This is a genomic window from Pseudomonas sp. BP01 (genome assembly GCF_022760795.1).
Lineage (GTDB): Bacteria > Pseudomonadota > Gammaproteobacteria > Pseudomonadales > Pseudomonadaceae > Aquipseudomonas > Aquipseudomonas putida_Q.
This window is the reverse complement of the sequence record NZ_JAFBKA010000016.1, coordinates 1-22647: the sequence shown is the minus strand read 5'-3', so window position 1 is coordinate 22647 and position 22647 is coordinate 1. Positions and strand designations below refer to the sequence as shown.

Annotated in this window: 25 protein-coding genes and 1 tRNA gene; 12 read left to right on the top strand and 14 right to left on the bottom strand. The window is 63.0% G+C overall.

All coding sequences use genetic code 11. The features are described from left to right. Window positions 1–14: 14 nt before the first annotated feature. The 5 genes from JOY50_RS15835 to JOY50_RS15815 form a co-directional block, all read right to left on the bottom strand. Window positions 15–386 (bottom strand): glutaredoxin, encoded by a 372-nt coding sequence (locus tag JOY50_RS15835; protein ID WP_019473979.1) that lies wholly within the window; start codon window positions 384–386, stop codon window positions 15–17. A gap of 59 nt (window positions 387–445) precedes the next feature. Next, entirely contained in the window at window positions 446–991 is a 546-nt protein-coding gene (folE, locus tag JOY50_RS15830; RefSeq protein ID WP_019473978.1) for a GTP cyclohydrolase I FolE, read from the bottom strand. Window positions 992–1061: 70 nt separating this feature from the next. Then, a complete protein-coding gene (locus tag JOY50_RS15825; protein ID WP_010952859.1) occupies window positions 1062–1622 on the bottom strand; it encodes a Smr/MutS family protein in 561 nt (186 codons plus the stop codon). A gap of 174 nt (window positions 1623–1796) precedes the next feature. Continuing rightward, window positions 1797–2117: a hypothetical protein gene (locus JOY50_RS15820; protein ID WP_019471461.1), complete on the bottom strand. Its 321-nt coding sequence runs from the start codon at window positions 2115–2117 to the stop codon at window positions 1797–1799. Between the two features lie 86 nt (window positions 2118–2203). After that, window positions 2204–2794 (bottom strand): cysteine hydrolase family protein, encoded by a 591-nt coding sequence (locus JOY50_RS15815; protein WP_019471462.1) that lies wholly within the window; start codon window positions 2792–2794, stop codon window positions 2204–2206. A gap of 179 nt (window positions 2795–2973) precedes the next feature. On the opposite strand from JOY50_RS15815, the gene prmB reads away from it, so the two are divergent. Next, complete coding sequence (prmB, locus tag JOY50_RS15810; RefSeq protein WP_019471463.1) at window positions 2974–3882, top strand: 50S ribosomal protein L3 N(5)-glutamine methyltransferase; 909 nt, start codon at window positions 2974–2976, stop codon at window positions 3880–3882. 122 nt (window positions 3883–4004) lie between these two features. Here the strand turns inward: prmB and JOY50_RS15805 are convergent, their stop codons facing one another. Together JOY50_RS15805 and JOY50_RS15800 are read right to left on the bottom strand one after the other, a co-directional pair. Next, on the bottom strand, window positions 4005–4787 hold the full coding sequence (locus tag JOY50_RS15805) for a hypothetical protein (protein ID WP_243055485.1): 783 nt from the start codon (window positions 4785–4787) through the stop codon (window positions 4005–4007). Between the two features lie 64 nt (window positions 4788–4851). Further along, the gene (locus tag JOY50_RS15800; protein ID WP_132844679.1) at window positions 4852–5814 is read right to left on the bottom strand and encodes an alpha/beta hydrolase; all 963 of its coding nucleotides are present in this window, start codon (window positions 5812–5814) and stop codon (window positions 4852–4854) included. 236 nt (window positions 5815–6050) lie between these two features. On the opposite strand from JOY50_RS15800, the gene aroC reads away from it, so the two are divergent. The 3 genes from aroC to JOY50_RS15785 all read left to right on the top strand — a co-directional run bounded on the left by aroC (window position 6051) and on the right by JOY50_RS15785 (window position 8970). Further along, a complete protein-coding gene (aroC, locus tag JOY50_RS15795; protein ID WP_132844682.1) occupies window positions 6051–7142 on the top strand; it encodes a chorismate synthase in 1092 nt (363 codons plus the stop codon). A 137-nt stretch (window positions 7143–7279) separates the two neighbouring features. Beyond that, window positions 7280–8434, top strand: coding sequence for an MFS transporter (locus JOY50_RS15790; RefSeq protein ID WP_132844684.1), 1155 nt, complete (start codon window positions 7280–7282; stop codon window positions 8432–8434). Beyond that, window positions 8434–8970: an oxidase gene (locus tag JOY50_RS15785; protein WP_028614192.1), complete on the top strand. Its 537-nt coding sequence runs from the start codon at window positions 8434–8436 to the stop codon at window positions 8968–8970. The genes JOY50_RS15790 and JOY50_RS15785 overlap by 1 nt, the downstream gene beginning before the upstream one ends. Window positions 8971–9093: 123 nt before the next feature. On the opposite strand, the gene JOY50_RS15780 is transcribed toward JOY50_RS15785, so the two are convergent. Next, window positions 9094–9366, bottom strand: coding sequence for a DUF3509 domain-containing protein (locus tag JOY50_RS15780; protein WP_019473900.1), 273 nt, complete (start codon window positions 9364–9366; stop codon window positions 9094–9096). Window positions 9367–9632: 266 nt separating this feature from the next. Between JOY50_RS15780 and JOY50_RS15775 the strand changes: the two genes are divergently transcribed. Both JOY50_RS15775 and JOY50_RS15770 read left to right on the top strand, forming a co-directional pair. Continuing rightward, window positions 9633–10157, top strand: coding sequence for an ankyrin repeat domain-containing protein (locus JOY50_RS15775; RefSeq protein ID WP_132844688.1), 525 nt, complete (start codon window positions 9633–9635; stop codon window positions 10155–10157). A 60-nt stretch (window positions 10158–10217) separates the two neighbouring features. Continuing rightward, window positions 10218–10748, top strand: coding sequence for a hypothetical protein (locus JOY50_RS15770; RefSeq protein WP_028614193.1), 531 nt, complete (start codon window positions 10218–10220; stop codon window positions 10746–10748). Between the two features lie 62 nt (window positions 10749–10810). Here JOY50_RS15770 and JOY50_RS15765 read toward each other — a convergent pair whose 3' ends face one another. Then, a complete protein-coding gene (locus tag JOY50_RS15765) occupies window positions 10811–11749 on the bottom strand; it encodes a ZIP family metal transporter (RefSeq protein ID WP_132844691.1) in 939 nt (312 codons plus the stop codon). 126 nt (window positions 11750–11875) lie between these two features. Here JOY50_RS15765 and JOY50_RS15760 point away from each other — a divergent pair, with 126 nt between their 5' ends. The 4 genes from JOY50_RS15760 to JOY50_RS15745 all read left to right on the top strand — a co-directional run bounded on the left by JOY50_RS15760 (window position 11876) and on the right by JOY50_RS15745 (window position 15316). Next, entirely contained in the window at window positions 11876–12067 is a 192-nt protein-coding gene (locus JOY50_RS15760; RefSeq protein ID WP_012271091.1) for a PLDc N-terminal domain-containing protein, read from the top strand. Between the two features lie 239 nt (window positions 12068–12306). Then, entirely contained in the window at window positions 12307–14364 is a 2058-nt protein-coding gene (locus JOY50_RS15755) for an LTA synthase family protein (protein WP_243055484.1), read from the top strand. Between the two features lie 202 nt (window positions 14365–14566). Then, the gene (locus JOY50_RS15750; protein ID WP_019473438.1) at window positions 14567–14803 is read left to right on the top strand and encodes a hypothetical protein; all 237 of its coding nucleotides are present in this window, start codon (window positions 14567–14569) and stop codon (window positions 14801–14803) included. Between the two features lie 180 nt (window positions 14804–14983). After that, window positions 14984–15316 (top strand): ribonuclease E inhibitor RraB, encoded by a 333-nt coding sequence (locus JOY50_RS15745; protein WP_019473437.1) that lies wholly within the window; start codon window positions 14984–14986, stop codon window positions 15314–15316. 107 nt (window positions 15317–15423) lie between these two features. On the opposite strand, the gene JOY50_RS15740 is transcribed toward JOY50_RS15745, so the two are convergent. Next, entirely contained in the window at window positions 15424–16224 is an 801-nt protein-coding gene (locus JOY50_RS15740) for a cytochrome c (protein WP_243055483.1), read from the bottom strand. A 528-nt stretch (window positions 16225–16752) separates the two neighbouring features. On the opposite strand from JOY50_RS15740, the gene JOY50_RS15735 reads away from it, so the two are divergent. Then, window positions 16753–17484: an amidotransferase gene (locus JOY50_RS15735; protein ID WP_243055482.1), complete on the top strand. Its 732-nt coding sequence runs from the start codon at window positions 16753–16755 to the stop codon at window positions 17482–17484. Between the two features lie 37 nt (window positions 17485–17521). Here the strand turns inward: JOY50_RS15735 and JOY50_RS15730 are convergent, their stop codons facing one another. From JOY50_RS15730 to JOY50_RS15720, 3 genes are all read right to left on the bottom strand, one after another. After that, a complete protein-coding gene (locus JOY50_RS15730) occupies window positions 17522–18493 on the bottom strand; it encodes a magnesium and cobalt transport protein CorA (protein ID WP_026034663.1) in 972 nt (323 codons plus the stop codon). Between the two features lie 69 nt (window positions 18494–18562). After that, window positions 18563–19276, bottom strand: a complete 714-nt coding sequence (locus JOY50_RS15725) for a 1-acyl-sn-glycerol-3-phosphate acyltransferase (RefSeq protein ID WP_243055481.1) — start codon at window positions 19274–19276, stop codon at window positions 18563–18565. A gap of 180 nt (window positions 19277–19456) precedes the next feature. After that, on the bottom strand, window positions 19457–20146 hold the full coding sequence (locus JOY50_RS15720; protein ID WP_243055480.1) for a crotonase/enoyl-CoA hydratase family protein: 690 nt from the start codon (window positions 20144–20146) through the stop codon (window positions 19457–19459). Window positions 20147–20344: 198 nt separating this feature from the next. Between JOY50_RS15720 and JOY50_RS15715 the strand changes: the two genes are divergently transcribed. Continuing rightward, window positions 20345–20434 (top strand) — tRNA-Ser (locus tag JOY50_RS15715). Window positions 20435–20517: 83 nt separating this feature from the next. Here the strand turns inward: JOY50_RS15715 and JOY50_RS15710 are convergent. Further along, the coding region (locus JOY50_RS15710) for a TonB-dependent siderophore receptor (RefSeq protein WP_243055479.1) at window positions 20518–22647 on the bottom strand (2130 nt) is incomplete at its 5' end.

Here is a 22647-nt window from a genome sequence, read left to right as displayed (position 1 = left end):
ATGACTAGAATCTGTCAGGCCGACGCAAACCGCTCATCCAGGTAGGCGATGATGGCTTTGGACTCATACATCCAGGTCACCTTGCCAGCTTCTTCAATGCGCAGGCACGGCACTTTCACCCGGCCGCCACCTTCCTGCAGGGCCTGGCGGTGCACCGGGTCGTTCTTTGCATCGCGCAGCGCTACCGGCACGTTCAGGCGGTGCAGGGTACGGCGGGTCTTGACGCAGAACGGGCAGGCATGGAACTGGTACAGCGCCAGGCCCTTGGCCGCTTGTTCGACGCGGGCCTGGGCTGCGGCGTCGCGCTTGCGCTTGGCCGGGCGGCTGATCCAGTCACCGAACACGATGAGCTGACCGAGGCCAACCCGCAGGGCTTTGACGATCATGGGCAACTCCTGAAATGCAAAAGCCGACCCGGCAGGGTCGGCTTGGGGTCAGCAGCCAATCACTTGATCAGGCTGAGGAACTCGCTGCGGGTGGCGGCGTTTTCGCGGAACTCACCCAGCATCACCGAGGTGATCATGGTCGAGTTCTGCTTTTCGACACCGCGCATCATCATGCACATGTGCTTGGCCTCGACCACCACGGCCACACCGGCGGCACCGGTTACCTGCTGCACGGCGTCGGCGATCTGGCGGCTGAGGTTTTCCTGGATCTGCAGGCGGCGGGCATACATGTCGACGATGCGCGCTACCTTCGACAGGCCCAGTACCTTGCCCTTGGGCAGGTAGGCCACGTGTGCCTTGCCGATGAACGGCAGCATGTGGTGTTCGCACATCGAATACAGCTCGATGTCCCGGACCAGCACCATTTCGCTGTTGTCAGAGCTGAACAAAGCGTTGTTGGTGACTTCTTCCAGTGTTTGCTCATAACCGCGGCAAAGGTACTTCATGGCCTTTGCAGCCCGCTTGGGCGTGTCGAGCAGGCCCTCACGGGAGACGTCCTCGCCAATCTGGCTGAGGATCTCGGTGTAGTTCTGTTCCAGGGACATGGATCTACCTGTGGGAAAAAATCGCAAAAACGAAGGTTACGGCGGTGAGGGCGGCGCTGCAAGCGCGGCGTTACTCGTCGCGGCCTTCGAGCATGGTTCGCTTGAGCATCACATACACCGCGCCGGTGCCGCCGTGGCGGGCGCTGCACGAGGCAAAACCGAGCACTTGCGGGTGCTGACGCAGCCAGGTGTTGACGTGGCTCTTGATCATCGGGCGCTTGCCGTCCAGGCGTGCGGCCTTGCCGTGGGTAACCCGCACGCAGCGCACTTCCAGCTTGGTGGCTTCGGCGATGAAATCCCACAGGGTTTCGCGGGCCTTTTCCACGGTCATGCCGTGCAGGTCGAGGCTGCCCTCGAACGGAATCTGGCCCAGCTTCAGCTTGCGCAGCTGGCCTTCCTGCACGCCGTCGCGGCGCCACATAAGCTCGTCTTCGGCGCCGACGTCGATGACGAACTGGTCGGACATGCCGTCGATTACCAGGGCCTTGTCACTGCGCACGGTCGCGGCCTGGCGCAGGCCAGCCAGCTTCTGGCGGTCGGCCTTGGGCTTGCCGACTTCGGCGCGGTCGTGGCGGATCGGCTTTACGCCGCGCACTTCGGCCTTGAACAGGGAAAAATCGTCGTCTTGCATGATGCCTCCACGTGGGCGGCGTAGTTTACGCGACTGTGGGGCCATGTGCAGCCTGTGCGGGCCCTATCGCCGGCAAGCCAGCTCCCACAGGTACACCGCTGCCCGCAGGTCCAGTGATATCCCTGTGGGAGCGGGTTTACCCGCGAAGAGGCCCGCACAGGCGACATAAAATCATCAGTCGTGCTTTTTCATCAGGTGCGGCGACAGGTTCAGTTCCCGCCCGCGGCGCAAGCGAATGCGGCTGCGCCGCCAGAAGCGCACGCCCAGCCACAGCAGCAACAAGCCAGCCCCGGTAAGGATACTGGCCAATGGCTTGTTGGCATTGAGTTCCTGCAGGGCAGGGTAGTTGCCCAGCAGGCCGGCGACGCCGGCCATGGCCAGCAGCACGCCCAGGGTCGCCAGCAGCGCCGACAGGCCGGCCGCCAGGCGGGCGCCCCAGTTGCGCGGCTGGCGCGGGCGCAGGCGCTTGGCGTCGAAACTGCCTTTAAGCTTCATTCCGCTCTCCTCTGTGGATATCCGGAATTCGACCTGCTGCCACCCATCGGGTTCCGCCCGGCTGCCGGGCGGTCGTGCCCAGCCGCTCAGATCAGGCTGGCGGTGGGGGCCACGCAAGCGAAGTTGTCGGCCATCACGGCCATTTCGCACTGGTGAATCTGCGCGGCCGGGATGACGCCATCCTTGAAGGCCAGGTCGCGGGTTGCCGAGGCGTCTTCCACCAGGGTGCACCGGTAACCATAGTCCTTGGCGCGGCGCACGGTGGTGCTGACGCTGGAATGGCTCATGAAACCGCACACAATCAGGTCAAGATGGCCCAGCGCCTGCAGCGTTTCGTGCAGCTGGGTGTTCTTGAATGCGTTGGGCATGCGCTTTTCAATGACCACTTCACCTTCCAGCGGCTCCAGCCCCGGAATGAACTGGCCGGCAGGCCCCTGTGGATCGAAGCGGCCACCAACAGTGCCCAGGTGGCGAACATGGATGATCGGACGGCCGCTTTTACGGGCGGCGTCGAGCAACCTGGCGATGTTGGCCACGGCCTCGTCCATGCCCGACAGCTGCAGGGGCCCACTGAGGTACTCCTTTTGCGCATCGATGATGATCAGGCTGGCGTGGCTCAGCTTGGCCGGCGGGTAGTCGCGGCCAGTGAGGCGGAACATCGTGGTTGGAACGGACATCAAGGGCTCCTTGGAAGGGCTTTTGTATACCTATTGTCCCCTGCCTTGACGCCAATGGGAATGGTTGACAACGCAAGCGGCATGGTTACTGGCTTGTGGCTAGCCATTGGGCAGGGCAAACGAACAAATGTGCGGGTGAGGCTGTTAGACTTTTGTCCGGTCTGAATTAGGAGTACCCCGTGATCACATCCCGTCTGCGCACGCTGCGCGACTACATTCGCTGGGCGGTCAGCCGCTTCCACGAGCACGACCTGTTCTTCGGCCACGGTGCCGACAACGCCTGGGACGAGGCCCGCCTGCTGGTGCTGGGTGCCGTGCACCTGCCTTGGGAGGTGGCTGACAGCTACCTGGACTGCATGCTCGAGGACGACGAGCGGGTACGCCTGCAGCATTTGCTCAAGCGCCGCATCGAAGAGCGGGTGCCGGCTGCCTACCTGTTGGGCGAAGCGTGGTTCTGCGGCATGGCGTTTATCGTCGACCAGCGTGTGCTGGTGCCGCGCTCGCCAATTGGCGAGCTGATCGAAAAACGCTTCGAGCCGTGGCTGGCGAGCGAGCCTGCGCGCATTCTTGACCTGTGCACGGGTTCGGGCTGCATCGGTATCGTCGCGGCCGACGTGTTCCCCGAGGCCGAAGTGGTGCTGGCCGACCTGTCGTTCGAGGCCCTTGAAGTGGCCAACCAGAATATCGAGCGCCATGGCCTGGACGGCCGTGTGTATACCGTGCAGGGCGATGGCTTTGGCGGTTTGCCGGGGCAGCGGTTCGACCTGATCCTGTCCAACCCGCCGTATGTCGATGCCGAAGACTTCGACGACATGCCGGCCGAGTACCACCACGAGCCCGAACTGGGCCTGGCCTGCGGCAACGACGGCCTGGACCTGGTACGGCGCATGCTGGCGGAAGCTGCAGACCACCTGACCGACAAGGGCCTGCTGATTGTTGAAGTGGGCAACAGCCAGGTACATGTCGAGGCGTTGTACCCCGAGGTGGACTTTGCCTGGCTGGAGTTCGAGCGTGGCGGGCATGGGGTGTTCATGCTCACCGCCGAACAGTGCCGCCAGCATCAGGAATTGTTCAAGGCCCGCGTTTAGGCCGGGAGGGGCTGCGTTGCAGCCCAATCGCCGGCAAGCCAGCTCCTACAGGTTATTCACAATATTCAAGCCTGTGGTAATCCTGTGGGAGCTGGCTTGCCGGCGATGGCCGCGACGCGGTGTCAGCGGGTTGCAATCCAGATCAACAACCCCGCCTGAAACACCGCAAACGCCACCAGGCAGGTAATGGTAAAGCGTAGCCCGCTGTCTTCGCGGTGGTACTTGGCCACCCGCTCATCGCGCTCGCGCAGTTGCCCTTCCATCTCTTGCAACTGCTGGTCTGCCTGCTGCAGCAGGTTGGCGGCATCCAGAACCTCCACTCGCTGCAGGCGCTCGTTGCTCCAGGCGGCCTTCAGCTGGCCTACGGTCATGTCCACGGTCCGGCCCTTCAGGTGCTGACCGTCCTCGTACTTCACCTCGATACCCACCCCGCGCAAGCAGTGGTCACGGCGCAGGCGTGAGTCCTCGCTCAGGGCATCCTTGCTCGGCAGCGCCATGCCTTGCACCCGGTAGTGCGGCCACTTGCGCTGCAGCCACTGTGCGGCCTGGGCCAGCATGAAGCGGCCGATGCCACGGTTCACCGGCTCCAGTTGCAGGCCATGTTCACTTCCAATGCGCACCAGGCGCTCGGCATGGTCCACGCGGATATCCAGGCGGTTCTGCTCTTTGTGCACCTTTTGCCCGGGCAGCTGGATTTCCATGCGCAGCAGGCTGTGGGCCTTGTCGTGGCGCTCGGCATAGCCGAACTGCACAAAGCGCAGCGGCCGTGCGCCGGTGCTGCGGTCGGTGGGCAGGGCGGCCAGGCGCAGCAACTGGAAGTGTTCGGCGGCCAGCTCGGCCCAAGGCAGGGCAGGGTTTTCCTGGGGTTGTTCGGCCGGCTCTACGGCGGCGGGGGCGGTGGTCATCAGGCTTGTCCTCGGCTATGCCTGCTGTATCGGCAGGCTTGCCACGGACCTGAGCCTGTTTACGTCACGCCGAAGGCAAATGCTGGATGAACGTCACAATTCGCTCACCCAGCTCGCGCGCCAGCGGTAGCTCGGGGTTGAGGTAGCTGTCGCGCTGCTGGCTCATGTCCCTGGGGCTGATGCGCAGCATGTGGTTCATGCCGTCGATCAGCACAAGCTGCGCGTCCGGCTTGGCCGCCTTCAGCCGTTCGGCGTCGGTCACGTCCACCTGCACGTCGTTACGCCCCTGCACGATCAATGCGGGCATGGGCAGGCGAGCAAAGGCTGCCGCCGGGTTTTGCTGGAACAGCGAGATCAGGTAGGGCTGCACGCTGGGGCGGAACACCTGGCGCAGCGGCGCGGGTACTTCCAGGCTGGTTTGCCCGGCCTGCAGGCGGTCGAGCAGGGCGCTGCCACCGGCCAGTTGCCCCGGGGGCAGGCGCTGGGCCAGTTGTTCGCGCAGTACGTCGGCCAGCGGCCGGCCGCTGCCGGCCAAGGTGATCACCGCGCTGGCGCCGGCCTGTTCGGCGGCCAGGGTGGCGATCAGCGCGCCTTCGCTATGGCCGACCAGGATCAGCGGGCCGAAGCGCGGGTCGGCCTTCAGCTTGTGGCTCCAGGCGACCACATCGGCCACGTAGCGCTCCACGCTGAGGTCGCGCTCGTCGGGCGTGGCCGGCTGGCTGGCAGCCACCCCACGCTTGTCGTAGCGCACGCTGGCGATGTGCTCGTTGGCCAGTAGCAGGGCCAGGCGCTTGAGGTTGTCGACCCGGCCAGACGCAGGGTTGTTGCCGTCGCGGTCGGTGGGGCCGGAGCCTGCGATGATCAGCACCACCGGCGGCGGGGTGGCCTGTTGCGGCAGCAGCAGGCTGCCGTGCAGCACGCCTTGGCCGGTGTCCAGGTCGATCGGGCGTTGCAGCACAGTGGGGGCGGCAGCCTGGGCCAGGCCGGTGCACAGCAGGAAGAGCAAGGCGACAAGGCGCGACATCATGCGGTACTACATGGGGAGATGCAGCTTTGACCCAGTGTTTGCGGGAAGGTTCTAGGGCTGTGTGTCGCAGGATCGGCCCCATCGCCGGCAAGCCAGCTCCCACAGGTTTACCACAGGCCCAGGCATTGTAGATTACCTGTGGGAGCTGGCTTGCCGGCGATAGGGCCAGTACAGACAACCAATCCATCTGTATACTGCCGCTTTCGTCCATTTCAGGCAGAACTCGCGGAGCGTCCATGTCCGGTAATACCTACGGCAAGCTGTTCACTGTCACCACCGCTGGCGAAAGCCATGGCCCGGCGTTGGTCGCCATTGTCGATGGATGCCCGCCGGGCCTGGAAATTTCCCTGGCCGACCTGCAGCACGACCTCGACCGGCGCAAGCCCGGCACCAGCCGGCACACCACCCAGCGCCAGGAAGCCGACGAGGTAGAAATCCTCTCCGGCGTGTTCGAAGGCCGCACCACCGGTTGCTCGATCGGCCTGCTGATCCGCAACACCGACCAGAAGTCCAAGGACTACTCGGCCATCAAGGACCTGTTCCGCCCGGCCCACGCCGACTACACCTACCACCACAAGTACGGCATCCGCGACTACCGCGGCGGTGGCCGCAGCTCGGCCCGCGAAACCGCCATGCGCGTCGCCGCCGGTGCAATCGCCAAAAAGTACCTGGCCACCCAGGGCATCACCGTACGTGGCTACATGAGCCAGCTGGGCCCGATCGAAATCCCGTTCAAGACCTGGGAGTCGGTGGAGCAGAACGCCTTCTTCAGCCCCGACCCGGACAAGGTGCCGGAGCTGGAGGCGTACATGGACCAACTGCGCCGTGACCAGGACTCTGTGGGCGCCAAGATCACCGTGGTGGCCGAGGGCGTGATGCCGGGCCTGGGCGAACCGATCTTCGACCGCCTCGATGCCGAGCTGGCCCACGCGCTGATGAGCATCAACGCGGTCAAGGGCGTAGAAATCGGCGCCGGCTTCGCCAGCGTGGCCCAGCGCGGTACCGAGCACCGTGACGAGCTGACCCCGGAAGGTTTCCTCAGCAACAACGCGGGCGGCATCCTGGGCGGCATTTCCTCGGGCCAGCCGATCGTTGCCCACCTGGCGCTGAAGCCGACTTCCAGCATCACCACCCCAGGCCGCTCGATCGACATCGACGGCAACCCGGTGGACGTCATCACCAAAGGCCGCCACGACCCGTGCGTGGGCATCCGCGCCACGCCGATCGCCGAGGCGATGATGGCCATCGCGCTGATGGACCACCTGCTGCGCCACCGCGCGCAGAATGCCGATGTGAAGGTGACTACCCCGGTGCTGGGCCAGCTCTGATTCACCTGCACAGGCCCCTTCGCGGGCTTGCCCGCTCCCACAGGTATTACGCGGCCCTCAGGTCCTGTGATATCCCAGTGGGAGCGGGCAAGCCCGCGAAGAGGGCACTGCAGGACACAACATGATTGGCTGAACCCATGCCCGCAATTCCCTACTGGCGCCTGTCCAGCTTCTACCTCTTCTACTTCGCCTTGTTAGGCTCCACCGCCCCCTTCCTGGCGCTGTACTTCGACCACCTGGGTTTCTCCCCGGCGCGCATCGGCGAGCTGGTGGCCATTCCCATGCTGATGCGCTGCATCGCCCCCAACCTGTGGGGCTGGCTGGGCGACCGTACCGGCCAGCGCTTGCTGATCGTGCGCCTGGGCGCGTTGTCTACCCTGGCCACCTTCGCCCTGATCTTCTTCGGCAAAAGCTACGCCTGGCTGGCGCTGGTGATGGCCCTGCACGCCTTCTTCTGGCATGCGGTACTGCCGCAGTTCGAGGTCATTACCCTGGCGCACCTGCACGGGCAAACAGCGCGCTACAGCCAGGTGCGCCTGTGGGGGTCGATCGGCTTCATCCTCACGGTGGTTGGCCTGGGCCGTCTGTTCGAATGGCTGAGCCTGGACATCTACCCGGTGGCCCTGGTCACGATCATGGCCGGGATCGTCGCCGCCAGCCTGTGGGTGCCAAACGCCCAGCCGGTAGAGCAGGGGGAGCGCAGCGGCGCGGGTGGCTTTGTGCAGCAGTTGCGTGCCCCGGGGGTGCTCGCGTTCTACGCCTGCGTGGCGCTGATGCAGCTCAGCCATGGGCCGTATTACACCTTCCTTACTCTGCACCTGGAGCACCTGGGCTACAGCCGCGGTGCTATCGGCCTGCTGTGGGCGCTGGGGGTGGTGGCCGAAGTGCTGATGTTCATGGTCATGAGCCGCCTGTTCGCGCGCTTCAGTGTGCAACGCGTATTGCTGGTCAGCTTTCTACTGGCGGCGCTGCGTTGGTTGTTGCTGGGCAACCTGGCCCAGGAACCGGCCGTACTGATCTTCGCCCAGCTGCTGCACGCGGCCACCTTCGGTTGCTTTCACGCTGCCAGCATCGCTTTCGTGCAGGCCAGTTTCGGCGCCCGCCAACAGGGCCAGGGCCAGGCGCTGTACGCGGCGCTGTCGGGCACCGGCGGTGCGCTGGGGGCATTGTACTCGGGCTACAGCTGGAACCTGCTGGGCCCCACCTTCACCTTTGGTATGGCCAGTGCCGCAGCCTTGGCTGCAGCCGTTATCATTGCCCTTTGTTCGCAACCGACCAGGACCCGCCCCTGATGAGCATTCTCTGCGTTTTCCACCCCGCCAGCCCGGCACTGCCGAACAAGGTGCTGACCCACCACGCCGATATCGCCGCAACCCTGGCCGAGCAGGGCGTGCATTTTACCCACCGCGAGCATGGCCTGCGGGTGCGCCCTGGCACGGCTGAGGCCGAGGTCCTGGACACCTGCCGTGAGCATCTGGACCAGTTGATGACTGCACACGGCAGCAAGGCCTTCGTGGTGTTGAACCGCGACGGTGAAGACCCGGTGCAGGCCGATGTGCGCGATGAGCATGTGCATGATGCCGACGAGGTGTTTGCCGTGGTCAGCGGGCGTGCGCAGGTTGGCCTGCGGTTGGGCGACTGGGTGTATTCGGTGCTGTGCGAGAAAGGTGACCAGCTGGTGGTGCCGGCTGGGACGCGGCGCTGGGTAGAGCTTGGCGCTACGCCGTTTTGCCTGGCGTTGCGTTTGTATGGCAGCGAGCAGGGCGTGCAGGCGCGATTCACCGGGGATGTGACTGCGCGGGCGTTTCTGGGGATTGACGAGCTGTAATTGCTTGGCCGGCCCTATCGCCGGCAAGCCAGCTCCCACAGGTTGTGCGCAGGCCTTGAGACCGACGCGGTCAATGTGGGAGCTGGCTTGCCGGCGATGGGGCCAGTAGCAACACCATCAAACTCAGCGATAGGTCGGCAGGGCAAACCGTTGCTGGCTTTGCAGCATGGTAATCACTGGCAATTCACTGGCCTGTTCAGCCAGGTCACGGCGGATGGCGCTGATCGCCCAGGACAGTTGCTCGGCATTGTGCAGTTGCGAATAGGTCAGCACGCGGCGGGTGACTTTGTTGTCAGCGGCACGCAGAGTCAACAGCACGCCGCCATCAGGGCGGGCCTGGGTGCTCACCTGATAGGCCGGAAATACCGAAACGAACTTTTGCTGGATGAGGTCCATATCAACTCCTGACTGTGGTGTGGCAGACATGAGTTGATGGTTGCAGCGACCGTGCCAGAAATTGATTTTAAGAAAAACCCAATAAATACAGGCAGTTATGAGGTATTTGCAGCAGCGGTACCGTGCAGGTTGCATGGTCGTGCATTTTGCACAGTGCATTTTGCACGGATCGGGCGTTGGCTATCGGCCCTATAGAATCTGAACCTTTGACCGCAATGGCGTGCCTGACAAACACTTGGGCAATCATTTATGCCAGGAGGTTCCCGATGTCCAGCCAAACCCCGCCCGCCACCATGACCGACGACGAAACCGCTGCATTCGCCGAGCAAGTGTTCGAGCGTGCCCGCCAGGGCGACGCCGAAATGCTCGGGCGCCTGCTTGCCAGTGGCCTGCCGGCCAACCTGCGCAACCACAAGGGCGACACGCTGCTGATGCTGGCCAGCTACCACGGCCACCACGACGCGGTGCGGGTGCTGCTGGCGCAGGGCGCCGACCCGCTGTTAGCCAACGACAACGGCCAGCTGCCTATTGCCGGTGCTGCCTTCAAGGGTGACATGGCGATGATCCGCCTGCTGCTGGAGCACGGCGTGCCGGTGGACGCCGCTGCGCAGGACGGGCGCACCGCGCTGATGCTGGCGGCCATGTTCAATCGCTGCGAAATCCTTGACTACCTGCTGGCCCAGGGCGCCGACCCGGCGCGCCAGGATGCCCGCGGCGCCACCGCGCTGATGGCGGCGCAAACCATGGGCGCGGTGGACACTGCCGCGCGCCTGCAAGCGCTGGCCGGCTAACTGCCAGGGGGCATTTGCGGCTATCCTTGGCGACTTTTCACCCGTCGCAGGCCCCCTTTCATGAAAACTCAGTTGCTCGAATTCATCAGCCTCATTGGCGCCGGCTGCATGCGTGAGGCCGACATCGAGCGCGTCGCCGACGAGGCCGCCCAGGCCTACGCCGACCCGGCCGCTTTCCTGGCCGCCAACCCCGACATCAACTACGACGACAGCTTCCCCATCCCGCTGGGCGAATGGGTGGTGCTGGGCAGCCTGCCGGACACTGTGGTGTTCCAGGCTGACAGCTATCAGGACCTGTTCCAGCAGATCAGCGACTCGTTCGACAGCAGCGTGCCATTCACCCTCAAGCCCAAGCAACTGGCCCGCACCGAGCCACTGACTGCGCTCAACCGCATTCAGGTGCAGATGGGCGCATTGAACAAAGAGGCCGGTGGTTATGTGTTGCTCAACTTCAGCCAGTTGCTGGATGACGAGTTGCAGGTGGTGATGGTGGGGCAGAACGACCTGGCGCGGGTGCTGGAGCTGGGTGCCGAGCTGGGCATCAAGGTCGAGCCAGCCCTCGAAGCCCTGAAAGTCGCCGTACACATCTGATTTCATCGTTTGTTTCTTCGCGGGCAAGCCCGCGAAGAAGCCGGCACAGGCAACCTAAACACTCAACCCAGCGCGGTATCCAGAAACATCATCACCGCAAAACCACCCATCAAGCCCAGCGTGGCCGCTGTCTGGTGCCCGTTGCGGTGGGTTTCGGGGATCACCTCGTGGCTTACCACAAAGATCATCGCCCCCGCCGCCAGCCCCATGCTTATCGGGTAGGCGAGGGCAAAACCGGTCGAGATCCCCAGGCCGATCACCGCCCCCAGCGGCTCCATCAGCCCAGACCCTATGGCAACCAGCGCAGCTTTCATGTTCGACAGCCCGGTGGCGCGCAAGGCCAGGGCCACGGCCAGGCCTTCGGGTATGTCCTGGATGGCGATGGCGCTGGTCAGCGGCAGGCCGATGTTCATGTCGCCATTGGCGAAGCTCACGCCGATCGCCATGCCTTCGGGCAGGTTGTGCAAGGTGATCGCCAGTACAAACAGCCACACCCGGCTGATACGCTCGGCCTCGGGGCCGCACGGGCCGGTGCTTTCATGCTCATGCGGGGTGAAACGGTCCAGGCCCAGCATCAGCAACACGCCCAGGCCCATGCCCAGCACCACGGTAAAGGCCGCTGCGGGGCCGTTGCCGGTGATCTCGCGGGCGGCGTCCAGGCCCGGCAGAATCAGCGAAAACGAACTGGCGGCCAGCATCATGCCGGCGGCAAAACCCAGCATCACATCCTGGTTGCGGGCGCTGACATCGCGCAGCACCACGGCCAGCACCGCACCCAGCGCGGTGGCGCCAAAGCCGGACAACCCACCCAGCACGGCCAGGTGCAGGTTATCGGCATGGTCGCCGTTCACCGCGTTCCAGAAGCTGGCCGCCAGCAATGCGAGCACCGCCAGCAGGCTCAACCCCAGGCCGGCACTGAGCCAGGGCGTGTTGGCAACCTGCTGGCGCCAGGCGTGCAGCAGTGAAGGTGGGGCGGCGCTTTGGCTGTGTGCGGGGGGCATGCGAACCTCGAATCAATTAATGCAGTCAGTCTACTCAGGGACCTGCGCCAACGGCCAAGGATTCCCTTCTATTGGTGCGATAGCTGGCTATGCTGTGCAGCAAAGCCTCTGGACAGGAGTTTAGGCATGGGGTCTACATTCAACAGCCTGGTCGGGCTGATCATTCTGGCGCTGGATATCTGGGCCATCCTCAATGTGATCAAGAGTGGCAGCGAGGTGGGTATCAAGGTGTTGTGGATCTTGTTGATCGCCCTGTTGCCGGTGGTGGGGCTGGTGATCTGGGCGATTGCCGGGCCGCGGGGGAATGTGCGCATCTGAACGCCTATGCCGGCCTTTCGCGGGCTTGCCCGCTCCCACAGGTACTGCGCCGCTCTCAAGAGTTGTGGGGCTCCTGTGGGAGCGGGCAAGCCCGCGAAAAGGCCGGCACAGACAAAAGCCGCAACATCCCAGTGACAAAATTTTCACATTGGTTTAAACAGAATCCGCACCCGCACAATGCTGCGTTGGTCTAGCACCAGCGCCTCTTCGCAAACCGCAATCCTAGGACCTTCCCATTCATGGCTAACACGGACGCCTTGAAGCAACAGGGCGCGCGAACGTCGTTTTCGCCGACCCTGAAATCCCACTTGGCCTACACGCTGCTCAGCGGCCTGGTGATCATGCTGATGCTCAGCCTGGTGCGCCTGGCGCTGCTGGTCTACAACAGCGACATGATCGGCGATACCCCTTATTCGACTGTCGCCGAAGGCTTCCTCAACGGCTTGCGCTTCGACCTGCGGGTAGTGGTTTACCTCAGCATCCCGCTGCTGCTGGCCATCCTCAGCCCCTGGGCCATGGCCCGGCGTGGCGTGTTCCGTTTCTGGCTGACCCTCACCTCGAGCGTGGTGATGTTCCTCGGCCTGATGGAACTGGACTTCTACCGCGAGTTCCACCAACGCCTCAACGGCCTGGTGTTCCAGTACATCAAGGAAGACCCGAAAACCGTCATGAGCATGCTCTGGTACGGCTTCCCTGTCGTGCGCTACCTGCTGGCCTGGGCCTTCGGCACCTGGCTGCTGAGCTTGCTGTTCAAAGGTATCGACCGCGCCACCCGTGGCGATGGCCTGCACCGCGCTGCCCCGTGGTACAACCGCCTGGCGGTGTTCATGGTGATTCTGCTGGTGGCCGTGGTCGCTGCCCGTGGCACCCTGCGTCAAGGCCCGCCAATGCGCTGGGGTGATGCCTTTACCACCGACTCCAACTTCGTCAACCAGCTGGGCCTGAACGGCACCCTGACCCTGATCGACGCCGCCAAGAGCCGCTTCGGCGAAGACCGCGCCAACATCTGGAAGCCGGTACTGGAGCAGAACGTGGCCACGCAAAGCGTGCGCGAACAGCTGCTGACCGCCAACGACACCCTGGTCGATGCCGACGAGGCTGCCATCCGCCGCGACTTCCTGCCGCCGGCCGAACGCACCCTGCCGATCAAGAACGTGGTGGTGATCCTGATGGAGAGCTTTGCCGGCCACTCGGTGGGTGCGCTGGGCAGCCCCAACAACATCACCCCGTACTTCGACAAGCTGGCCAAAGAAGGCCTGCTGTTCGACCGCTTCTTCTCCAACGGCACCCATACCCACCAGGGTATGTTCGCCACCATGGCGTGCTTCCCCAACCTGCCAGGTTTCGAATACCTGATGCAGACCCCGGAAGGCGGCCATAAGCTGTCTGGCCTGCCGGCACTGCTCAGCGCCCGTGATTACGACGACGTGTACGTCTACAACGGTGATTTTGCCTGGGACAACCAGTCCGGGTTCTTCGGCAACCAGGGCATGACCACCTTCATTGGCCGTAACGACTTCGTCAACCCGGTGTTCTCCGACCCGACCTGGGGCGTGTCCGACCAGGACATGTTCGACCGCGGCAACGAGGAACTGGCCAAGCACGACGGCAAGAAGCCGATCTACGCGCTGCTGCAGACGCTGTCCAACCACACCCCGTATGCGCTGCCCAAAGACCTGCCGGTCGAGAAGGTCACCGGGCAAGGCCGCCTGGACGAGCACCTCACTGCCATGCGTTATTCGGACTGGGCGCTGGGCCAGTTCTTCGAGAAGGCGCGTAAAGAGCCTTACTTCAAGGAAACCCTGTTCGTCATCGTCGGCGACCATGGCTTTGGCAACCACCAGCAGGTCACCGAACTGGACCTGGGCCGTTTCAACGTGCCGCTGCTGCTGATTGCCCCGGGCATTCAGGAGAAGTTTGGTGCGGTGAACCACACGGTGGGCACCCAGGTCGACATCGTTCCGACCATCATGGGCCGCCTGGGTGGCGCGGCCCGCCACCAGTGCTGGGGCCGCGACCTGCTCAACCTCCCTGAGGGCGACCAGGGCGTGGGCATGATCAAGCCGTCGGGCAGCGAGCAGATCGTTGGCCTGGTGCAAGGCGACCGCATCCTGATCGAGTCCAAGGACATGACCCCGCGCATGTATCGCTACCAGCTGGGCAGCGAGTTCAAGGCCGAACTGATCGAAAGCCCGGACCAGCCGGAAATGCTGAAAAAGCTGGAAGCGTACATCCAGACGGCGACCAAGAGCCTTTTGGATAACACAGCCGGTGTGGTGCACGGCACGCCGAAGTAAGGCTGCAAAAGGGCCGCTTTGCGGCCCATTCGCGGGGCAAGCCCGCTCCCACAGGGATATCATCGCAATCCCGCCGTTGATATCTCTGTGGGAGCGGGCTTACCTCGCGAAGAGGCCCTTACAGACTGAACATTCTCCCAGCCCCAAGGTCAGTTGATCAGGCATCACACCTTGGTGTCTCTGGATTGGGAGGACTTGTTCAATGAAAGCGTGGGAAGTCACCTTTGCCGATCAAAAAGGCGAACCGTCCACCGTAGTGCTGCGGGCTGAGCTGCGCCCCAGCGAAGAGGAAGCCGCGCGGGCCATCCGTTCGCAACTGTTCCCGGTAATGGACGAGCTGGACCTCAACGACTTCCAGGACCGCACCATTTCCCCGACCGCCCGCTGGCTCAAGGAGCATAGCGGGGTGACCATCACCAGCATTCACGAAGCGCCCTGACCCACACGTTTGCGTGGCGCCTGTTCAGGCGCTACGATGAGTGAAGGTGCCCCCCTATTCTGCGGGTTGGCACCGCTTCAATTCGCGTCTTGCATCAGCTCGAACTGCTCGGCCATTGATTGCCGGCAGGTGCGTAGTGCACGGAAAGTCTATCCATTGCGTTATTCAGGAGGACGATTCATGAGCAGCCAGAACGACGATATCAGCAGCAACGTCCTGCGCCAGATGAAGGCAGGCGGTTTCGACTTCACCCAGATCCACCCCATCGAGTTCTATGCCGTATTCCCCGACGAGGCAGGGGCCCGCCGCGCCGCCGGGCAATTTCGTGGCGAATCGCTCAATGCCCAGGTGAAGGAGCTGGGCGACGGTGCCTGGCACCTTGAACTGAGCAAGGTCATGTACGCCACCTATGGCGGTATTGGTGACTTTGAAGAGACCTTTGAGCAGCTGGTGACACCTTATGGGGGGGAGGTGGAAGGGTGGGGCGTCAAGCACGAACGGCAGACCGCCTGAAGGTATCCGTTGCCTTTTTCGCGGGGCTCCCAGAGGTATCTCACAATGTCTAGCCCTGTGGTGATCCTGTGGGAGCGGGCAAGCCCGCGAAAAAGCACACGCTGTTCTTACGGTTTGCGCCCGGCCATATGCCCCAGATAGGCCAGCAACGCATCCAGTTCCTGTTCACTCAGCACACTTTCAGTAAACCCCGGCATCTTCGCCTGTGGCCACTGCCGCAGGCGTTGCGGGGCGCGAATCAATTTGCGCAGATAACCCGGTTGAAAATACTCGGTCGGGTTGTGCGGCACATTCAAATCCGGCCCCATCTGCGCATCCCCAGCACCGTTCAGGCGGTGGCACGCCATGCAATTTTGCTGGAACAAGGCAAAGCCCTGGCGCACGGGGCTGTCGGCTGGCAACTTCGGGTCGGGCAGCAAGGCCGGGAACCGTGTTTCGACAGCGGCCAGTTTACGCAGGGTGGAAATCTGGAACGGCCACTGCTCCGGGCGGATGCCGCTGGCCTGTGGCTGGGTCCACACCAGGTAGAACGGCCCCGCGCTGGGTTTGCCCTTGCCCAGTGCCGGCCACGGCTTGCCGGGGTCCTCTACGGCCAACCAGGCCCGTGCCGGCCCTTGCTGCAGCAACGGTGCGGCGGGCATTTCGGCGGCAAAGCCGTCCAATGCCACAGCCTGCAGATGATCGCCAGCGTTCACGCCTTCCAGGAGCGTGGCCAATGGCACCGCCCGATAGTGCATGGGGCGTTTGTACGAAACATCCTGATTGACGCTGATTTCCTCGGCCTGCGGGTGGCTCAGCAGTTCGGCGCTGCTCCACTGGCGCGTGCTGGCGCCCAATTCCAGGTGCAGTTGCGCCGCCGAAAGCGGCAGGCTCAGGCACAACGCAAGTAGGACAAGGCAGTGGCGCATGGGCAATCTCCAACCATCAAGGCCGGCAGGTTACCTGTGCGCTGCCCATTGGCGCCACCGCCACTGTCAGCCGAACAAACGTGTCAGGTTCGGCAAGATCAACAGTAAAGTGGTGGCAAAGAGAATGAGCCCAGCTTGGCGAATTTTCGATTGTCTGAACATGGCGGACCGCCTTCTTGTTGTTATTCCTGAATACCCGTTGGCTTCCTTGTCGCGCTTCGGGTCGATCACAGTGGCACCGCGTGGCGCCTTGACTGCCTGCCTCTTGAAAGTGGATATACAACCAACAGTAGGGTGTGTGTGATCCATGTTTGAGAACCCTTTGTTCTAATTGTGTGGCTCTATGATTGCCATTGGCTATGAGGCCATGTGCTATCTGGCTGGCATGCTCTGACTAGACAGTGGCGCAGGCGCCAGCCAGGTACCCACAAAATGTGACCGTTCGTCAGTGCAGCCTACTTGCTTGTACGTGTCTTTCGCGTCAGTCTCTACAGCAGATTCCCACCCATGTCGTTCAGGACTACCCCTATGTCGTTACGCATCTGCATCCTTGAAACCGATGTCCTGCGACCGGAGTTGACGGCGCAGTACCAGGGCTACGGCAGGATGTTCGAGCAGCTTTTCTCGCGTCAGCCGATCGCCGCCGAATTTTGTGTCTACAACGTGATGCACGGCGACTACCCCGCCGACAATGAAGTGTTCGATGCTTACCTTGTGACGGGCAGCAAGGCCGATTCGTTTGGTACCGATGCCTGGATCCAGACGCTCAAGGCTTACTTGCTGAAGCTTTACGAGCGTGGCGAGAAGCTGCTGGGTGTGTGTTTTGGCCATCAGTTGCTGGCATTGACCCTGGGCGGCAAGGCCGAGCGGGCAGAGAAGGGCTGGGGCGTGGGCATCCATCGCTACTCGCTGGCGGCCCATGCGCCGTGGATGGACCCGGAGGTGTCGGAGCTGACCTTGCTGATCAGCCACCAGGACCAGGTGACCGAATTGCCCGAAGGCGCCACGGTCATTGCTTCAAGCGATTTCTGCCCGAATGCGGCGTACCACATTCGTGACCAGGTGCTGTGCTTCCAGGGCCACCCGGAGTTCGTGCACGACTACTCTCGCGCCCTGCTGGATGCCCGCCAGGAGTACCTGGGGGATGAGGTGTACCACAAGGCCGTGGCCAGCCTGGCCACCGAGCACCAAGGCGACCTGGTGGGGGAGTGGATGATGCGCTTTGTCCAGCAGCCTACGAGGAAGCATAACGCGGCGTAGTGGCGGGGGCTGCCTTGCAGCCCATTCGCCGGCAATCTCAGAGCCAGCCAGATTTCTTGAAGCTGGCAAACAGCCCCGTACACCCCAGCACGATCACTCCCAGTACCCCGAAGTACCCGTAGTGCCACCCCAGCTCCGGCATGTTCTGAAAGTTCATCCCGTAAATCCCCGCAATCGCCGTAGGGAACGCCAGGATCGCCGCCCAGGCCGCAAACTTGCGTTGCACGATGCTCTGGCGTGACGACTCCAGCAGCATGCCGATTTCGATGGTCTGGCTGGCGATGTCGCGGATGCTGACCAGGTCTTCCATCTGCCGTGTCACGTGGATCTGCACATCACGAAAATAAGGGCGCATGTTCTTGTCGATAAACGGGAAGCTCAGGCGCTGCAATTCCTCGCTTATCTCCACCATGGGCGCCACATAGCGGCGCAGGCGCAGGATGTCGCGGCGCAGGCTGTGCAGGCGGCGGATATCATCTTCCTGCAACGAGCCGCCAAGCACGCTTTGCTCCAGCTCTTCGATCTCACCATGAATGGCCTCGCTGACCGGTTGGTAGTTCTCGGTGACGAAGTCGAGCAGGGCGTACAGCACAAAGTCTTCACCGTGCTCCAGCAGCAGCGGCCGTGCCTCGCAGCGCTGGCGCACCAGGGCGTAGGATTTGGAGTGGCCGTTACGGCAGGTGATGATGTAGCCGTTGCCGGCGAAGATATGCGTTTCGATGAACTCCAGCTTGCCTTCATGGCGCACTGGCGAATAGGTGACGATGAACAGCGCGTCGCCAAAGGTTTCCAGCTTGGGCCGGCTGTGCTTTTCCAGGGCGTCTTCGATGGCCAGTTCGTGCAGGTTGAACTGGCATTGCAGGTTGGCCAGTTCCTCGGCATTGGGCTCTTCCAGGCCGATCCACACAAAGTGCCCCGGCTTGCGCGCCCACTCGCTGCCTTCGTCGATGCTGATGTTGGTGACCTTTCTGCCGGCGCTGTACACCGCCGATGCCACGACTCGACCCATGGTTGCCCGCTTATTCCGGTTGAACACGGGGTACAGCTTGGGCCGTACCCGGCCCAAGAGCAACCCGCTTCAGGCCAGCTCGTGTTCCATGCGGTCGATGCATTGCTGCATCTGCATCCGGCACTGCTCGATCAGCGCCGGGATGTCCCTTTGGGTCATGCCGGTGGTGGCAATGGGGGGAAGCGAGCGCACCACCACCGTGCGCTGGCGCCAGCTGTTCAGGCCCATGCGCCTGGCGTAGCGGCTGACGCACACCGGCACAATCGGCACACCCGCCTCGATGGCGATGTGGAACGCGCCTTTCTTGAATGCCAGCAAGTCTTCGCCAGGGTTACGTGTGCCTTCGGGGAACACCCAGATCGAGGTGTCGTCCTGCAGCACGCGGGTGGTTTTCTGCAGCGCCTTGCGTGCCTGGTAGCTGTTCTTGCGGTCGATCAGCACGTTGCCGCCCAGCCAGAACAGCTGGCCGAACAGCGGCACCCAGCCCAGGCTTTTCTTGCCGATGGCCACGGTGCGTTGTGGCACTACCTGGCCCACCACGAACAGGTCGAAGTTGGATTGGTGGTTGGCGATGATCACGCAACCGGGGGGCTGGTCCCATAGCGGGCCGACCTCGGCCTTGACCTTGATACGCATCAGCCAGGTAGCCGGCCGGCTGTAGAGGTGGGCGAATATGCGGCTGTTGTCGGGGTTGAAGGGGCGGCACAGGCCAATGACCAGGCCCACGACGCCAACCACAAGGAAATGCAGCGCCAGCAGAAGCATGCGCAAGGAATAAAGCATGGTACGACTCACACCAGACAGTCGCCGGAGTGTACGGGTGTGCACTGATTCGGGCAAACCTTGGTGTAGGTCTGGGCCGGCCCTTTCGCGGGCACGCCCGCTCCCACAGGATTACCACAATGCCTGAAGATTATGGTTTTTCGTGTGGGAGCGGGCGTGCCCGCGAAGAGGCCGGTGCGCCTAGCCCATATGCTGCTGGTCCAGCTCGATCGCCTTGTCCAGCGCCTCCAGCAGGCCTTTGCGCACTTTCAGCTTGGTGTTCTTGTGCGCCAGCATGTTCAGCTTCTTCAATTCACGCGCTGCTGTCAGTGCCGCTTCTTGCAGCTGCTCGGCCGGCACCACTTTGTCGAGGAAGCCGGCATCAACCGCCGCGTGTGGGTCGAACACTTCGGCATTGATCACCGAGCGGTGGAAAGCTGAGCGGCGCAGGCGGTCGCGGGCCAGTTCGATACCGGCATGGTGCATGGTCATGCCGATCTGCACTTCGTTCAGGCACACCTTGTACGGCCCTTCGACGCCAATGCGGTAATCGGCCGACAGCAGCAGGAAGGCGCCTTTGGCCACAGCATTGCCCGGGCAGGCGACCACCACCGGGAACGGGTGCGACAGCAGGCGGCGGGCGAGGGTGGAGCCGGCGGTGACCAGGCTGATGGCCTCTTTCGGGCCGTTGGTCATTACCTTGAGGTCGTAACCCCCCGACAGGATGCCTGGCTGCCCGGTGATGATCACCACTGCACGGTCTTCGATCGCGCGGTCGAGCGCGGCGTTGAAGGCGGTGATGACGTCCGGCGAGATGGCGTTGACCTTGCCGTTGTTCAGGGTCAGGGTGGCGATGCCGTCTTCGGCGTGGTAGGTAATCAGCTCGCTCATGGCAGAGTCCTTTTGTTGGCGTGGCGATGACGTTACCCAGCGCCAGAGGCCAGGTAAAGCAGCAAGGCTGACTGGTCGGTCAGCGTTCAACGCAGCGCAAATGCAAATACATGAAAAATTTGAAAAAAGTGCTTGCCAAAGGGAATGTCTTTCACTAAATTAGCGCACCTCGACGGGCCGCAAGGCTTGAAGAGAAACGGTGAAGTGTCCGAGTGGTCGAAGGAGCACGCCTGGAAAGTGTGTATACGAGAAATCGTATCAAGGGTTCAAATCCCTTCTTCACCGCCACATTCTACGAAGAGCCCCCGCGCTGAAAAGTCCGGGGGCTTTTTGTTTTTGGGCCTTTGGGGCCGCAAAGCGGCCCCAAGATTTCAAAAGTTGACCGAAGCCGAAAGCCGAGCGGTACGCGGCGCGCCCTGGAACAGATAGTTATCCCCCAGGTAGTCCCCCACATCGCGCCAGTAACGCTTGTCGAACACGTTATCCACCGTCAGGCGCAGTACCGTGTCATATCCGCCAATGCGCCGCTGATACCGGCTACCCACATCGAACACGGTATACCCGCCAACCTCCACGTTCCCCGCCTGGCTCGCATACTTGCTGGCGCTGTACCGCGCCCCGCCCAGCAGTGCCAAGCCCGGTACCGGAAGGGTGTATTGCGCCTGCAGCGCCGCCCGCAACTTGGGCACGTTGATCGCCTGGTGCCCTTCATAGGCCTCGGTACCGCTGTTTTGCACCCGTGCACGAATGGCTGCGGCGCTGGCTTGCACTTGCAGGTTCTGGCTCACCCAGCCGCTGGCGCCCAGCTCCAGGCCGGTGTTTTTCTGCTGGCCTTGCTGCACGTAGGTGAAATTGCCAGCACCGTCCGGGCGTGCGTACTGGTAGGCCTGGCGGATCTGGAACAGCGCAGCGCTGAAGCTCAAGCCTTCCCAGTCGTGCTTGAGGCCCAGCTCCAGTTGGTGTGAGGTGGTGGGCGCGAGGATTTCGGCGGCGTTGCTGGCAAACCAGGGTGCCGTGCCGCCGGCAGACAGGCCCTTGGCGTAGCTTGCGTATAGCGTGGTGTCTGGCTGCGGCTTGTAGATAAGCGCAGCATTGGGCAGCAACTGGTATTGACGGGTATGGCGGCCGGCAACACCGTTTTCGTCCCAGGTCTTTTCATCCAGGCGCACTTCACGGGCGCCCAGCACGGTCTGCCACTGTTCGTTGACGCTGATGCGGTCGCTGACGAACAGGCCATACTGGCGGCTGTCCAGTCGGCGTTCACTGGCGCCGACGGGTTTGTCGGACGGATCGAAGGCAGGGGCCCCGGTGTAGATGTTGCCAGTGCCCAGCCACTCGTTGTAGTACGGCCGCTGATCCAGCGTGCGCCGCTGAGCACTGGTACCCACGGTCAGCTCATGCCCCACGCCCAGCGCATCGAAGTGCCCGTTGAGCATGGCCTGGGCCTCATCGGTGCGGCGGGTGTCGTCGGGGCTGCGGAAGTCGTAGATGTCGTAGTCGCCGTTGCTGCCAAAGAACGCGCCTTCGCTCGAACCCCAGGCAAACGCGCTGTAATCGTCGATCACCACCTGGCTGCGCGAGGCACTCAAGGTGCCGGTCCAGGCCTCGTTGAAGCGGTACTCGAAGCGCCCGCCCAGGTTCAGCGAGTCGTTTTGCACAGGCTTTGCCCAATCCTGGTAAGCCAGGCGGTCGTCCGGGTCGATGCCGTGGGGCACTTCGGTGCCACCCAGCAGTTGATAACCCGGCACCGAGCGCTGCTCGCGGTGCTGGTATTCGGCATCCAGCTGCAGGGTGGCATCCGGGCTGATCTGCCAGTCGAAGGCCAGCGAAGCGAAGTCGCGTTTGCCATCTGCCTGTTCGACGTAGGAGCGGATGTCTTCATGGGCGAGGTTGGCGCGCAGGCCGAACTGTTTTTCGCTGCCGAACCAGCCACCCAGGTCGGTGGCCAGGTAGCGTTCGCCTTGTTCGTTGGTCGACACCGTGACGCTGCGCACATCCTCGGCGCGTTTGGTTACGTAGTTGATCAGGCCGCCCGGCTCCGACACACCGCTTTGCAGCCCCGACAGGCCCTTTAGCAGCTCTACCTGCTGCTTGTTCTCCAGGGCCACGCTCTGTTCGCCGGCGATGGTCTGGCCGTTGATGCGGTAGCTGCTGGCGGCATTCAGCTCGAAGCCCCGTACGTTGAAGTTTTCGTAGTAGCCGATGGGGGCATAGCTTTCGCCAACCGAGGCATCGCTTTGCAGCACTTCGCTGAGCTTGCGCACCTGGCGGTCTTCCAGCAGTTGCTGGCTGAAAACGCTGACCGAGGCGGGGGTGTCGAGCAAGGGCGCTGCCTGGAAGCCGGCCACCGCTGCCTGGCGGGCCTGGTAGCCGTCATTGGCATAGGTATCGGACACCTGCAACGGGGCCAGCACCACGCTGTCTTCGGCGAGTACATGGGGGCAATGCAGGGCCAGGCCCAGGCTGAGCAGGCTCAGGGGCAGGCGGGGGTGACACGGGGG